This window comes from Bordetella ansorpii (assembly GCF_900078315.1).
In the GTDB taxonomy this organism is placed as follows: Bacteria; Pseudomonadota; Gammaproteobacteria; order Burkholderiales; family Burkholderiaceae_B; genus Bordetella; species Bordetella ansorpii.
In genome coordinates, this window is sequence record NZ_FKBS01000012.1 from 180,692 (window position 1) to 195,799 (window position 15,108).

At 70.3% G+C, this 15,108-nt stretch carries 6 protein-coding genes; all 6 read right to left on the bottom strand.

The window, feature by feature from the left end; genetic code table 11:
- Positions 1-37 precede the first annotated feature (37 nt).
- Entirely contained in the window at positions 38-2,176 is a 2,139-nt protein-coding gene (gene malQ / locus A7W11_RS05865) for a 4-alpha-glucanotransferase (RefSeq protein ID WP_066409971.1), read from the bottom strand.
- Positions 2,169-3,986 (bottom strand): malto-oligosyltrehalose trehalohydrolase, encoded by a 1,818-nt coding sequence (gene treZ / locus A7W11_RS05870; RefSeq protein WP_066409973.1) that lies wholly within the window; start codon positions 3,984-3,986, stop codon positions 2,169-2,171. Before treZ ends, malQ begins: the two co-directional genes overlap by 8 nt.
- 38 nt (positions 3,987-4,024) lie before the next feature.
- Entirely contained in the window at positions 4,025-6,130 is a 2,106-nt protein-coding gene (gene glgX / locus A7W11_RS05875; protein WP_066409975.1) for a glycogen debranching protein GlgX, read from the bottom strand.
- Between the two features lie 6 nt (positions 6,131-6,136).
- Complete coding sequence (gene glgB / locus A7W11_RS05880) at positions 6,137-8,386, bottom strand: 1,4-alpha-glucan branching protein GlgB (RefSeq protein ID WP_082887115.1); 2,250 nt, start codon at positions 8,384-8,386, stop codon at positions 6,137-6,139.
- A 67-nt stretch (positions 8,387-8,453) separates the two neighbouring features.
- Positions 8,454-11,807: a maltose alpha-D-glucosyltransferase gene (gene treS, locus A7W11_RS05885; RefSeq protein ID WP_066409977.1), complete on the bottom strand. Its 3,354-nt coding sequence runs from the start codon at positions 11,805-11,807 to the stop codon at positions 8,454-8,456.
- Between the two features lie 19 nt (positions 11,808-11,826).
- Positions 11,827-15,105 carry an alpha-1,4-glucan--maltose-1-phosphate maltosyltransferase gene (locus tag A7W11_RS05890; protein WP_066409980.1) on the bottom strand — a complete coding sequence of 1,093 codons (3,279 nt, stop codon included), beginning with the start codon at positions 15,103-15,105 and terminating at the stop codon, positions 11,827-11,829.
- Between the last annotated feature and the right edge of the window lie 3 nt (positions 15,106-15,108).

Sequence of the window (15,108 nt, forward strand, 5' to 3'; positions counted from 1 at the left end):
GTGGCGGGTTCCGTCTTGAAGGTATTGCGTGAGGCGGTCATCCGCGTTTTCTTCCCAGTCGTATGGCTTCGACGCGTTTCATCGCGCCGACGTGTTCGGCCAGCCGCGCGGGCTCTTCGGGCAGGCGGCGGCGCCAGTTCGGGTGTTCGTCTATGGTGCCGGGGATGTTGGGTTGCTCGTCCAGCCCGTACAGGTCTTCCAGCGGCGCCAGCATCAGTTCGCCGGGCGATTGCGCCACGAAACGAAGCATGGCGGCCACGGGGGCCTGGGCGGGCGGGCCGCCGGGGTCGGCCGCGCCGGCAGCCTGCAACGCCTGCCACAGCGCGGCGCGGTCTTCGGCTCGCTGCTGCCGGGCGGCCGCCGCTTCCGCGTCGGGCACGCCGTGCAGGCGCACGCGCCAGTCGATGTCGCGCTCATGCCACCAGCCGTGCAGCGTGGGCAGGTCGTGCGTCGTGGGCATGGCCAGCGCGTGCGCCGACCAGCGGCCCGGCGGCATGAACACCGCGGGCTTGCGTGGCCGTCCCGACGGATGGTCGCGCTGGAACCACAGCACCTCGGTGCCCAGCAGCCCGCGCTGTTCCAGCTTGTCGTTCAGGCCTTCCGGGACGGTGCCCAGGTTTTCGCCCACGATCAACGCGCCGTGCCGGTGGGCCTCCAGGGCGGCCAGGCGCAGCAGGTCGTCCAGCGGATAGCGCAGGTAGGCGCCGTCGGCGGGCCCGGCTTGCGGCGGCACCGTCCACAGGCGCGACAGGCCCAGGATGTGGTCGATGCGCACGCCGCCCGCGTGGCGCAGGCCTGCGCGCAGCGTGTCCAGGAAGGCGCGGTAGCCGGTGGGACGCAGCCTATGGGGCGCGAACGAGGTCACGCCCCAGGACTGGCCGGCGGGGTTGTACAGGTCGGGCGGCGCGCCCACCGTCATGCCCGCCAGATAGGCGCGGGGATCGGCCCATACCTGGCTGCCGTCGGTGGCCGAGCCCACGGCCATGTCGGCGATCAGCCCGATGCCCATGCCGTTCTGGCGCGCGGCATCCTGGGCCTGGCGCAGGCTTTCGTCGGCCAGCCACTGGGCGAACAGATGGAAGTCGACCTCGCGCGCGTGGGTGTCGGCGTAGGCCTGGATGCCGTGCGCGCCGGGATGGTCCGGCAATCGAGCCGGCGGCAGCTCGCGCTCGACCGCCTCGGTCTGCATCGCTTCGAACACGGCGTGCGACCGCAACGACGGGCCGGCCGCCTGCCGCCACGCGGCGTAGCGCGCTTGCAGCGCACGCGGCATCTGCCCGAACTGCGCGTGCAGGCGCCGCAGCACGCGCAGGCGCAGTGCCGCGGCCTGTGGCCAGGCGATCAGTTCGGCGTCTTCCAGGCGTGCCGCCTGCATGCTCAGGTCGTGCATGGCGTGGCGCACGGCGTCCGCGCCCAGCACGGCGGCGGGCGACGCATACAGCACGTTCAGGCACAGGCGGCTGGACGGCGAATAGGGGCTGTAGCGCTCGGGCAGGGCGCTGAACATGGCGTGCGCGGGGCTCATGGCCAGGGCATCGGCGCCCAGCTTGCCCGCCGTGCGGGCCAGGGCGGCCAGCGCGCCGAAGTCGCCATGGCCCAGGGTCGGGCAGGCGCCGTCGCGCTGCCGCAAGCTGCCGATCTGCACGGCAATGCCCCAGGGTCGATGGGCGCGCTCGGGGGTCAGCGCGTCCATGCGTGGACCGCGCGGGGGGCACACGGCCAGCGTGGTGCAGCGCTCGCCCACCAGCAGCCGGTGATAGCCGGGGCGGGCAGGCGCGGTGAATCGCCATTGGCCGGGCGAGCCTTCCAGGCGGCCCTGTTGCACGGCGCCGTCCTCGCAATCGATGCGGTAGGGAAGCGCACCGCCCGCGGCCACCTGGACCGTGGCGGCCGCGTCGCAGACCAGCAGAGGGGCCTCGGGCGCATCGCCGCGCAGGCAGTCCAGCCAGGCCCCGTGCCTGCAATCGGGCTCGCCGGCCTGCGCCTTCAGCCGTTCCGAGCTGTCGCGCACCTGCTCGGGACTGCCGGCGGGCAACTCCAAGGCCTGCAGGATGGCCCGCAAGGTATCGGGCGCGACGCGCTGGCGGTGGCCGCCAGCGTCGGTCCAGTGTTCCTGGATCCCCGCCTGTTCCGCCAGCTCGGATAGCGCGCCCGTCGCACGCGCGGTGTCAGTCATCGCTTTCCTCGATCATCCAGACGGCGGTGGCGGCCGGCAGGTTGCCGTCGATCAGCGCCTGCGCCGCGCCGGCCATGCTTTCGAACACCAGGGTGGCGCCGGCCGAGGGACGTTGCGCGGCGGGCAGGGCCTGCTCGTCGCGGGCGTGCAGGTTCAGGTAGAGCGTGAGGATGGCGGAATCGTTCATGCGCCAGGCGGCGCGGACTGCACGAGGACCGAGTTCCGCCGCGCCCTGGGTGCGCGCGCCCATCAAGCGCGGCGCGATCAGCCGCGCGCGGACCTGCAGAAGCGCGCGGTAGTAATCGCGCCAGGCGCCGGCATCCTCGTCGTCCGGCGACGGCCACGGATTGCTGCGGTCGTAGGTGCCGGGCTCGTTGGGATCGGGCACGGGATGGCCGTCGCTGCCGGCGAAGGCCGGAAACTCGGCGCGCCGGCCTTCGCGTACGGCGCGCGCCAGCTCGGGATCGCCGTGGCTGGTGAAATACAGGAACGGCGCCCGGGCGCCGCATTCCTCGCCCATGAACACCAGCGGAATCTGTGGGGCCAGCAGCAGCGCGGCGATGGCGGCGCGAAGGGCGGACGGGTCCACGCTGTCCAGCGCGGTCAGGCGTTCGCCCCAGCCGCGGTTGCCGATCTGGTCGTGGTTCTGCAGGAAGTTGACGAAGGCGGTGGGCGGCAGGCCGCTGCTGTCCTGGCCGCGCGGCTCCCCGCGCGTGGGCGGGGTCTCGCCCTGGTAGACGAAACCCGTGCCCAGGCTGCGCGCCAGTTTGCCGGCCGGATCGTCGGCGTAGTCCTGGTAATAGCCTTGGCGTTCGCCCGTCAGCAGATGGTGCAGCACATGATGCGCGTCGTCGTTCCACTGCGCGTCGTACCCGGCGCGCAGCAGATCGGCGCAGTTGTCGTCGTTCTCCAGAACCAGGTGCACGTGGCGCGGCGGCGGCACCACGCGGCGGATGTTGCGCGCCAGTTCGGGCAGCCAGCCCTCGTCCTCGATGGCATGCACCGCATCCAGCCGCAGGCCGTCCACGCGGAACTCGGTCAGCCAGTACAGTGCGTTGTCCTGGAAGAAGCGGCGCACCTGGGGGCGGCGAAAATCGATCGCGGCGCCCCACGGCGTCTTCAGGTCGTCGCGGAAGAACTCGGGCGCATAGCGCGACAGGTAGTTGCCGTCCGGGCCGAAGTGGTTGTAGACCACGTCCAGCAGCACGCTCATGCGCAGGCCGTGGGCCGTGTCGACCAGGTATTTCAGGTCCTCGGGCGAGCCATAGGCACGGTCCGGCGCATAGGGCAGCACCCCGTCGTAGCCCCAGTTGCGCGCGCCGGGAAAGTCGGCGATGGGCATCAGTTCCATCGTCGTGAAGCCCATCTCGGCCAATTCGGGCAAGCGCTCGGCCAGGCCCAGGAAGCCGCCGCACAGGCCCGCGTGCGCCTCGTAGATCACCGACTCTTCCCAGGGCCGTCCCAGCCAGTCGGGATGGCGCCAGGGGTAGCCGCCGCCCGCCAGCACCACGCTGTGGCCATGCACGTCGTCGGCCTGCAGGTGCGAGGCGGGATCGGGCACGGCCAGGCCGTCGTCCAGCCGATAGCGGTAGCGCGCGCCGGGGGCGCAGCGCACGGTGGCGCAGGCATAGCCGTCGGCCGCCGGCTTCATGGGCACGGGGTCCATGCCCTCTATCTCCAGCGCGAAGCCGGGCGGGGCGGACGGCGCCCAGATGCGAAAGCGTGTCTGGCCGTCCGGCAGCACCCAGGCGCCCACGCGCTGTGCGCCCAGGCATCCCGGCGTGGTCAACAGCGAGGCGGGTTCAGTCATGGCAGATCCTTCGAGGATGCCGCTGCGCAAGCTTGTCCTCACGATGCGTGTTCCGTTGTCGTGATGGCCGACAGCAAGGCCAGGGTGTGGCCGGCCAGCGTGCAGGTGGGTTCGGTCCAGTCGCGCGCGGGCTCGGCGCTGCCGCGGGTGTCCAGTTCCAGCCGCCAGCCCAGCGCGGGCTGGGGCAGAGTGAAGACGGCGTCGTCATCGCCGCCGTTCAGCAGCAGCAGGGTGACGTCCACACCGTTGCGCGGGCCGCGTTCCGCGGGCGCGGCGCGGCGCAGCGCCAGGGTGCGCACGTGCCCCATCGACCAGGCATCGCTGTGCATGTCGTTGCCCTCGGCATCGAACCAGGCCCAGGTGGCCAGGCCGCCCGCGGGCCCCGCGCCATAGCGGCACACGCGCAGGCTGGGATGGTCGCGGCGCAGCCGGGTAACAGTGGCCACCAGCCCGGTCAGCGCCTGGCCGGCGGGCGATTCCGCCTGCTTCCAGTCCAGCCAGCCGATGGGGCTGTCCTGGCAGTAGGCGTTGTTGTTGCCGCCCTGGCTGTTGCCGAACTCGTCGCCCGCCAGCAACATGGGCGTGCCGCTGGAGAAAAAAAGTGTCGCCAGCATCGAGCGCTGCACGCGGGCGCGCAGATCCAGGATGGCGCCGTCCTCGGTCGGGCCTTCCGCCCCCCAGTTGCGGCTGTAGTTCTCGCCGTGGCCGTCGCGGTTGTCTTCGCCGTTGGCTTCGTTGTGGCGCTGCTCGTAGGCGGTGATGTCGTGCAGCGTGTAGCCGTCGTGCGAGGCCACGAAGTTGATGCTGGCCCAGGGACGGCGGTGGCGCTTGTCGAACAGGTCGGCGGAGGCGGTGAGCCGGCCGGCCAGTTCGCCGCGCATGCCTTCGTCGCCGCGCCAGAAGCGCCGCACGCCGTCGCGGTAGCGGTCGTTCCATTCCGCGAAGCCGGGCGGATGGCAGCCCAGCTGGTAGCCGTCGGGACCGATGTCCCAGGGCTCGGAAATCAGCTTCAGGCGCGACAGCGTGGGGTCCTGGAGGATGGCGTCGAAGAAGCCCGAGCCGGGATCGAAACCGGTGCCTTCACGGCCCAGCGTGGTGCCCAGGTCGAAGCGGAAGCCGTCCACCTGGAAGGACTGCGCCCAGTAGCGCAGCGAGTCCATCACCATCTGCAGCACGCGCGGATGCGACAGGTTGACGGTGTTGCCGCAGCCGGTGTCGTTGATGAAGTAGCGTTCCTCGCCGGGAATCAGCCGGTAGTAGCTGGCGTTGTCCAGGCCGCGCCACGACAGCGTCGGGCCCAGCTCGTTGCCCTCGCAAGTGTGGTTGTAGACCACGTCCAGGATCACTTCCAGGCCGGCCGCGTGCAGCCGGCGGACGGCGCGGCGCAGGTCGTCGCCGCCGCCCGGCGCGTAGCGCGGTTCGGGCGCGAAGAAGCTCAGCGTGCTGTAGCCCCAGTAGTTGCCGAGGTTGCGTTCGACCAGGAAGCGGTCCTGCAGGAACGCATGTGTGGGCATCAGTTCGACGGCCGTGACGCCGATACGCTGCAGGTGTTCGATGAACCAGGGATCGGACAACGCCTCGGCGGTGCCGCGCAGCGGCTGCTCCAGGTCGTCGCGCTGCATCGACGTGCCGCGCACGTGCATCTCGTAGATGACGGTGTTTTCCCAAGGCGTGCCCGGCTGCGACGTGCGGCCCCAGTTGAAGGCCTCGTCCACCACCACGGCCTTGGGCATGGCGGCGGCGCTGTCGCGGCGGTCCATGGCCAGATCGGCGCGCGGGTGATTCATGCGGTAGCCGAACAGGGCATCGTTCCAGCGCAGCGTGCCCTTCATCTGGCGCGCGTACGGGTCCAGCAGCAGCTTGTGCGGATTGAAGCGATGGCCCGCGTCGGGCTCGTAGGGGCCATAGGCGCGCAGGCCATACACCAGTCCGGGCCGCGCGCCGGGCAGATAGCCGTGCCAGACCTCGTCGGTGCATTCCGGAAAGTCCAGGCGCTGCAGTTCCTTGCGGCCCGAGGCGTCGAAAATGCACAGCTGCAGGCGCGTGGCGTTGGCCGAGAACACGGCGAAGTTCACGCCCAGGCCATCGCTGCTGGCGCCCAGGGGATAAGGCCGGCCGGCCGTCAAACGTGAGGAGGAGGGCATTTTTTCTTATCCTTCGTGGCGCAGCAGCAGCGTGGACATCGGGGGAAGGGTCAGGGACAGCGATTGCGCCTGGCCGTGGGCGGGGACGCCGTCGGTGCGAACCCGGCCGCCATTGCCCATGCCGCCGCCGCCGTAAGGCTCGGCATCGCTGTTGAAGCGCTCGGCCCAGACGCCCGCCTGCGGCACGCCCACGCGGTAGCCGTGGCGCGCCACCGGCGTGAAGTTGCTGACGGCCAGCAGGTGGCGGCGTCCGTCGGTGCGCACGAAGGCCAGCACGCTGTTGGCGTTGTCGTCGCCGACCATCCAGGCAAAGCCGCCGGGATCGGCATCGCGCGCGTGCAGTTCGGGCAGGTCGCGGTAGAGCAGGTTCAGGTCGGCCACGGCGCGTTGCAGGCCGCGATGGCCGGGGCGGTCCAGCAGGTGCCAGGCAACGAAGCCGTCATGGTTCCACTCGGTGTCCTGGCCCAGTTCGCCGCCCATGAACAGCAGCTTCTTGCCGGGATGCGCCCACATGAAGCCGTAGTAGGCGCGCAGGTTGGCCAGGCGCGCGGCGTCGTCGCCGGGCATCTTGCGCAGCAGCGAGCCCTTGCCGTGCACCACTTCGTCGTGCGACAGCGGCAGGATGAAGCGCTCGGAGTAGGCGTAGATCAGGCCGAACGTCATGTCGTTGTGGTGATGGCTGCGGTGGATGGGATCGTGCGACATGAAGCGCAGGGTGTCGTGCATCCAGCCCATGTTCCACTTGTAGTCGAAGCCCAGTCCGCCTTCGGCCACGGGCGCGGTCACGCCGGGCCAGGCGGTGGATTCCTCGGCGATGGTCATGGCGCCGGGGCATTCGCGCGCCACGGCCAGGTTCAGGTCGCGCAGGAAGGCCACGGCCTCCAGGTTCTCGCGGCCGCCGTACTGGTTGGGCACCCATTCACCCGCCTTGCGGCTGTAGTCGCGATACAGCATCGAGGCCACGGCATCCACGCGCAGGCCGTCGACGTGATAGTGGCGCAGCCATTCCAGCGCGCTGGCCACCAGGAAAGCCTTCACCTCGTTGCGGCCATAGTTGTAGACCATGGTGTGCCAGTCGGGGTGGTAGCCCTCGCGCGGATCGGCGTGCTCGTACAGCGCCGTGCCGTCGAACTGCACCAGGCCGTGCGCGTCGTTCGGAAAGTGGGCGGGCACCCAGTCCAGGATCACGCCCAGCCCGGCCTCGTGACAGCGGTCGACGAACATCGCGAACTCGGCCGGCGTGCCGTACCGGGCGCTCGGGGCGAACAGGCCCAGCGGCTGGTAGCCCCACGAGCCGCCGAAGGGGTGCTCGGCCACCGGCAGCAGTTCCACGTGCGTGAAACCCATGGCGCGTGCGTAGCCCGGCAGCTTGGCGGCCAGGCGCGTCCACAGGCTGGCCGGACCCGGTTCATCCACCCACGAACCCACGTGCAATTCGTAGATCGACATGGGGGCATCGGGCGCCTGGCGGGCCGCGCGGCCGCGCATCCAGTCTTCGTCGGTCCAGTGGAAGGCGCGGGCGTCGGGCACCACCGACGCGGTGGCGGGCGCTTCTTCCGTGGCGCGCGCCAGCGGGTCGGCCTTCATGTGCTGGGCGCCGTTGGCGCCGATGATGGCGTACTTGTAGCGCGCGCCGGCCGGTACGCCGGGGATGAAGATTTCCCAGACGCCGGCCTGATGGCGGCGGCGCATGCCGTGGCGGCGCGCGTCCCAGCCGTTGAAGTCGCCGACCACGGCCACGCGGCGCGCGTTGGGCGCCCATACCGAGAACCGCACGCCGGCCACGTCGGAAAGGGACATCGGATGCGCGCCGAGAGCGTCGGCAAGATGCAGCCAGGAACCGCCGGACAGCAATTGCAGGTCGCTGTCGGCGATGGACGGGCCGAAGGCATACGGGTCGTGCAGAAGCTGGTCCTGGCCGTCGTGGGTGACCCGCAACTGATAGGCGCGCGGGTCGCCGGGGTGCAGCGCATCGATCCGGGCGGCATACAGGCCATCGGCCTGCTGCGCCAGGCCGATCGACGTGCCATCGGCCAGCACCGCGCACACGGCGCTGGCGCCGGGGGCCAGTACGCGCAGCACGCCCTGGCCGTCCCGTTGGTGCGGCCCCAGCACGCCGAAGGGATTGTCATGGGTGCCTGCCAGCAGGGCTAGCACCTCGGGCTGCGGCAGCCCGGGCGCTTGCCCATGCGGCGGCGTTCCGCCTGGCGCGGCGCCGCCGGCAGTGTCGGCGTCTGGGGCGGACAGGCGGATCATGCCGCCCCCTTGGCGCGGTGCGCCGTTCCCCCAAGGGGGAATACGAACTTCGGGCGGCCGTGCTCTTTCATGGTTGACGTTCCTCGTCGATGGCGGCGTCCAGCAGCGCCGAGCGGCACAGCTCGCCCAGCGCGCAAAGGGGGATGGAGATCCAGGTGGGGCGGTGCAGCACTTCGTAGCGGACTTCGTAGGCGGCCTTCTGGATCTGGGCCAGGCGCAGCAGGTCGCGTTCGGCGCCTTCGGGCGCCTGCAGCGAAACCGCCGCCTCGCGGTAGCCGGACAGGAAGGCCTGGCCCGCGCTCTGCCGGAAGCGTTCCAGCAAGGCCTCGCGGCGCTCGTGCGAGGCCGTGGCATGGCCGTCGGCATCCACCGCGCCCGCCACGAAATCGGTGGGCGCGCCGCCCAGCGGATCCGCGCGCGACAGCGTGGCCGCCGCGTAGTCGAACGAACGCAGCATGCCGGCCACGTCGCGATAGGGGCTGGCGCGGCCATGCCGCTGGTCCGCCGTGGCGGCGGGCTCGCCTTCGAAGTCGATCAGGTAGGCATCGGTCTGGGCGATCAGTACCTGGCCCAGGTGGAAGTCGCCGTGGATGCGCAGGCGCGGCAGGCCGGTCTCGGCCTCGGCCAGGCGCTGCAGCATGGCGGCGATGCGGTCGCGGTGCTCGAACAGCCACTGCACGCAGGCGTGCGACGCGGGTTCGAGATCGTCCCGCGCCTGCTTCAACGCCTTCAGCGCGCGGTCCAGTTCTGCCACGGCCTCGTCGCCGGCGTGGCGCGCCTGGGCCGCGCTGGCCTTGGCGGGCCGGAAGGCCTCGGGCGCATCCTCGCGCGCCAGCACGGCGTGCAGCTCGCCCAGGCGGCGGCCGATGGTCGTGGCCATCGTCGCGTAGCCGTTCAGGCTTTGTTCGAATTCGTCGGCATCCGAGCCGGACAGCGTGGCGTTGTCCAGTGCGCGCCTGAGGAAATCGAGGCTCCAGCCCCAGGCATCGCCCTGGTTGACGATGTACTGGTGCATCAGCGCGACGGTCTGCGCCGGGGCGCCCGCGCCCGTGCGGCGGATCTCGCCCAGCAGCGCGGGCGTGTTGGCATAGCCCGCCCGCGTCAGGTGGCGCGTCATCTCGGCCTCGGGCGTGTCGCCGTGCTGGACGGTGCGCAGCAGCTTGAAGACAGCCTGGTCGCCGATGATGACCGAGCTGTTCGATTGTTCCGCGGTCACCCAGCGCAGCTCGGCATCGTCGGGCAATTGCCACCCGGGTTCGGGCAGGAATTCCAGCGCGCCGTCGACGCCGTCCAGCAGCAGGGTCTCACCCGCCGCCAGCAGGGACACCAGGCGGCGCACGAAGGCCGGCTCGTACATGGCGTCGCACAGCGTGCCCACCTGGGCCACGCGGCGCACCTTGGCCAGCGCCTGCTGCGGCGTCTGGTCGGCGGTCCAGTACACGGCCAGCGGCAGCAGATAGCGCTTGCCGTTGTCGCGTTCGATCTCGGCCAGGTACAGGTCGGTGTCGGCCGCCAGCCACTGGGCGCGGGCGAGCCGCACCGGCTCGTCCGCCTTCTGCACGCCCGACCAGCGCTGGCGCGCCAGATAGGCTGGCAGGATCTCGGTCTCCAGCACGCGGCGCGACGGATCGGTGAAGGCCAGGCCCTTGCCGCGCAGCACCAGCGTGGGGTATTCGGCGGGGGCCTGCTCGGGCGGCAGCGTCTGCCACGAGGGCGGCGCCACGTCACGGCGCAGGTCCATCCAGTAGAAGCCGTAGGGCGGCAGCGTCAGGCGGTAGGGCTGGTCGGTCACCTCCGGGAATGGCGTGCTGCCCAGCATCTCGACCGGCGTGCAGCCGACGTAGCCGTCGAGCTTCAGCTCCAGCGGCTGCGCGGTGTTCGACAGATTGGCCACGCACAGGATGGACGTGTCTTCCCACGCGCGCAGATAGGCCAGGACCCTGCGGTTGCCGGGATAGATGAAGTGCAGCGCGCCGCGCCCGAAGGCCTGCGTCTGGCGCCGCGTGGCCAGCATGCGGCGCGTCCAGTTCAGCAGCGAATGCGGATCGCGCTGCTGGGCCTCGACATTGACGGATTCATAGCCGTACAGCGGCCCCATGAGCAGCGGCAGGATCAGGCGCTCGGGATCGGCGCGCGAAAAACCGCCATTGCGGTCGGACGACCATTGCATCGGCGTGCGTACGCCGTCGCGGTCGCCCAGGTGGATGTTGTCGCCCATGCCCAGCTCGTCGCCGTAGTACAGCACCGGGGTGCCCGGCATGGACAGCAACAGGCTGTTCATCAATTCGACGCGGCGCCGGTCGCGTTCCAGCAGCGGCGCCAGCCGGCGGCGGATGCCCAGGTTGATGCGGGCGCGCCGGTCGGCGGCGTAGATGTTCCACAGGTAGTCGCGCTCTTCGCTGGTCACCATCTCCAGCGTCAGTTCGTCGTGGTTGCGCAGGAAGATCGCCCACTGGCAGTTGTTGGGGATGTCCGGCGTCTGGCGGATGATGTCGGTGATCGGAAAGCGGTCTTCCTGCGCGATGGCCATGTACATGCGCGGCATCAGCGGGAAATGGAACGACATGTGGCATTCGTCGCCGTCGCCGAAGTACTCCTTGGCGTCCTCCGGCCACTGGTTGGCCTCGGCCAGCAGCATGCGGCCCGGATACTCGGCCTGGATCACGGCGCGGATCTGCTTGAGCACCGAGTGCGTCTCGGGCAGGTTCTCGTTGTTGGTGCCTTCGCGTTCCACCAGATAGGGCACGGCGTCCAGCCGCAGGCCGTCCACGCCCATGTCCAGCCAGAAGCGCATCACCGACAGCACTTCCTTGAGCACCTGCGGATTGTCGTAGTTCAGGTCGGGCTGGTGCGAGTAGAAGCGATGCCAGTAATAGGCGCCCGCCACCGGGTCCCAGGTCCAGTTCGACTTCTCCGTGTCCAGGAAGATGATGCGGGTGCCGGCATAGGCCTTGTCGTCGTCTGACCACACGTAGAACTTGCGCGCGGCCGAGCCGGGCTTGGCCGCGCGGGCGCGCTGGAACCACGGATGCTGGTCGGACGTGTGGTTGACCACCAGTTCGGTGATCACGCGCAGCCCGCGCGCGTGGGCGGCGCGGATGAAGCGGCGCACGTCGGACATCGAGCCGTAGTCCTCGTGCACGCCACGGTATTCGGCGATGTCGTAGCCGTCGTCGCGGCGCGGCGACGGGTAGAAGGGCAGCAGCCAGACGGCGGTGACGCCCAGCTCGGCGATGTAGTCCAGCTTCGCGATCAGGCCCGCGAAGTCGCCCACGCCGTTGTTGTCGGCGTCGAAGAACGACTTCACGTGCAACTGGTAGATGATGGCGTCCTTGTACCAGAGGTCGTCCGCGGCGTGCGTGGCGGAGGGCTCGGCGGCGGACGGCGCGGGCAGGGCGGGGGAGGTCTTGCGTGGGGTCATGCGGGCAGTCTCCCTGGGTTCAGTCGGGCGCGGTCAGGCGCCATACGCGGTAAGGCCTGCCGGGATGCAGGGCGACATCCACCCGGCCGTCGTGCCAGACGGCGGCGCCGCCATCCAGCAGGTCTTCGGCCTGCACGGTGGTCCGGCCGCTGCGCACGGGCGCGTCGAACGGCACTTCCAGGCCCGTGTGCTGGACGTTGTAGGGATCCAGGTTGATGGCGGCCAGCAGCGTGCTGCCGCCGTCCGCGCAGGCCTTCATGAAGCTGAGGACGTGCGGGTTGCCGTTGGGCACGGTGCGGTAGCCACGCTGCGACCACAGCGCCGGATTGGCCTGGCGGATCGCGTTCAACTGCGCGATCTCGGCCTTGATGTTGCCCGGCGCGTCCCAGTCGCGCTGGCGCAGCTCGTACTTCTCGGAGTCCAGGTATTCCTCTTTGCCCGGCACGGGTTGCCACTCGCAAAGTTCGAAACCGCTGTACAGGCCCCACGACCCGGCGCCCAGCGCCGCCAGCGCCGCGCGCGCCAGGAAAGCCGAGCGCGCGCCGCATTGCAGGTAGTAGGGGTTGATGTCGGGCGTGTTGACGAAGAAATTGGCGCGGAAGAAATCGGCCACGGGTTCGCCCGCCAGCTCTTCCAGATAGGCGGCGATCTCGTGCTTGTCGTTGCGCCAGGTGAAGTACGTGTACGACTGCGTGAAGCCGATCTTGGCCAGCCGGTACATCATCTTGGGCCGCGTGAAGGCCTCCGACAGGAAGATCACGTCGGGATGGCGCATGTGGATGTCCGAGATCATCCATTCCCAGAAGGGCAGCGGCTTGGTGTGCGGATTGTCCACGCGGAAGATGCGCACGCCATGTTCGACCCAGAACAGCACCACGTCGCGCAGCGCGCGCCACAGGGGCAGCAGGCGCGCGCGCTTGGCCGTGTTGCGGTAGAAGCTGACGTTGACGATGTCCTCGTACTTCTTCGGCGGATTCTCGGCGTAGCGGATGGTGCCGTCGGCGCGCCGCGTGAACCACTCGGGACGCTGGGCCAGCCAGGGGTGGTCGGGCGAGCACTGGATGGCGAAGTCCAGCGCCAGTTCCATGCCGTGCTCGCGCGCGGCCTGCACCAGCCGCAGGAAGTCGTCCAGCGTACCCAGTTCGGGATGGATGGCCTCGTGGCCGCCGTCGGGCGAGCCGATGGCGTAGGGGCTGCCGGGATCGTTCTCGCCCGCCTGCAGACTGTTGTTGGGGCCCTTGCGGTGTGCGCGGCCGATGGGGTGGATCGGCGGGAAATACAGGACGTCGAAGCCCATGGCGCGCACGTCGGGCAGGCGCGCCTGCACGTCGTCGAAGGTGCCGTGGCGGCCGGGCGTGGCGGATTGCGAACGCGGAAAGAGTTCGTACCAGCTGGAGAAGGCCGCCGTCCTGCGGTCCACCCACAGGGGATACGGGACCGGGCTTTCGTACAGGAAGGGGCGGGGCGCGATGGCTTCCATGGCGCGGGCCAGGTCTTGATCCAGCAGGATCGCGACCATGGTGTCCTGGGTTTCGATGGACAGGGCCTCGATGGGCTCGTCCTTGCCGGAGGTCGCGGCCTCGTCGGCTTTCGCCGCGCGGGCCGCTTCGGCCAGCGCCGCCATCGCGACGTCTACCCGGGCGCGCGCGTCGGCATGATTCTGCCGGCTGGCCAGCAGGGCTTCGCGCAACTTGATTGCGCCTTCACGCAGTTCCAGCTCCAGCCGCAGGCCGGCCGCATGTTTCTTGCGCAGTTCGTTGCGGTAGGTCTCCCACTCGTCCATCCAGGCGGTGATGCGGAATTCGTGTGGCCCGTTGCGGGTGGGCAGCACCTCGGCTTGCCAGCGGTCGTTGTCGACGAAGCGCATCGGCGCGATCTGCCAGGCAGTCTCGTCGGTCGCGCGCCATTGCACTTCGGCGGCCAAGGTGTCGTGGCCATCCACGAAGATATCGGCCTGCACGCGCACGGATTCCCCCACCACGCACTTGGGGCTCAACGTGCCGTGCTCGATCACCGGGCTGACCGCTTCCACGGCGATGCGTGGGGTCTGGCGCGGGTCGGGCCTTCCGGTGGCCGGACGCGTATGCGCTTCGGACAGTTGCGACAACCCGCGGGAGGTCTCCAGCTTGAATCCGCCAGGCGGCAGCAGGGCGGATTCGGCGCCGTGCGTGGCGCGCAGCAGCGAGGACGGCAACAGGTTTGTGGCGCCGCTCCAGTCCGCGCGGGCGGGCATGCCGTCGTCGGGGTTGATCAGCAGTGCGTAGGCCGCGCCGTCCGTCGTCGAGCGATCGCGCACGCCGTCGCGCAGCAGCACGGTGCAGTAGCCGCGATCCCCCACCGCCAGGCGCGGCGTGCCGCGCAACGGCGTCTCTGCGCGCCAGCGCACGGCCTTGCCGGCGATGTCCCATTGGGTATCGCCGCGCGGCATCGCCATGATGCCGTCGCCGCTGACCGCCGCGGCCCACATGGCGCGTTCGAAGCGCTGCGGATCGGCCTGCTCGAAGGGCGGCTCGGGCATGGCGATGACGGGCGCCACCGCGCGTAGCCGCAGGTCCTCCTGCGCGAGCCAGGGCGCGCGCAGGTTCCACCAGGGCAGCGACGAGTACACCGCATCGAACCCTGCCTGGCGCAGATCCTGGACCTGCCAGGGATTCAGGCCCGGTGTCCAGGCGAAGAAGCGGGCGTCGGAGAACGCCTGGCGCAGCGGCGCCAGCATCTCGCGCCAGGCCTCGCCCCCCAGATGATGCGGCTCCAGGCAGCGAAAGCCCTTCACCCCGCAGCATATCCAGCGGGTCAGGCGTTCCTGCCACTGTTGCAGGAACGCGGGTGCAGGCGGACCGTCGCGCAGCCGCAGCACCTCCCATTGGGCTGCCGGCTGGCGCGGATCGCGGTCGCTGTCATCGGCCTGCGTGCGAAACCAGGCGGGATCCAGCGTGCCGGGCACGGCATCCACGGCCACGCGGCCCACCAGCAAATCCAGCGCCAGGTCCAGGCCGTGGCGCGCGGTGGCGTCCACCAGCCGGCGCAGCGCATCCTCCATCGAAAGGCCGGCCTGCACGGTGGGATCGCACTGGTCGGCATCCAGCGGCGCGAACAGGCGCGCGCCTTCGGGCAGGCGCCACAACGGCGAGCACATCAGCATGTCGAAGCCGCCCGCGCGCGCGCGCTCGCACACGGCATTCCACGCCGTGTCGTCGGACGGCGCGCCGATATCGGCGGCGTGCACGTAACAGATACGCCACGCACCGGGCGAGGCGTACGGCGGACGAGCGGCAGGGGTGGGCTGCGCAGCAGTCATCGG

Coding starts and splice junctions, on each gene's coding strand:
- malQ (WP_066409971.1), bottom strand. CDS start 2,176: ATGACTGACACCGCGCGTGCGACGGGCGCGCTATCCGAGCTGGCGGAA.
- treZ (WP_066409973.1), bottom strand. CDS start 3,986: ATGACTGAACCCGCCTCGCTGTTGACCACGCCGGGATGCCTGGGCGCA.
- glgX (WP_066409975.1), bottom strand. CDS start 6,130: ATGCCCTCCTCCTCACGTTTGACGGCCGGCCGGCCTTATCCCCTGGGC.
- glgB (WP_082887115.1), bottom strand. CDS start 8,386: ATGATCCGCCTGTCCGCCCCAGACGCCGACACTGCCGGCGGCGCCGCG.
- treS (WP_066409977.1), bottom strand. CDS start 11,807: ATGACCCCACGCAAGACCTCCCCCGCCCTGCCCGCGCCGTCCGCCGCC.
- A7W11_RS05890 (WP_066409980.1), bottom strand. CDS start 15,105: ATGACTGCTGCGCAGCCCACCCCTGCCGCTCGTCCGCCGTACGCCTCG.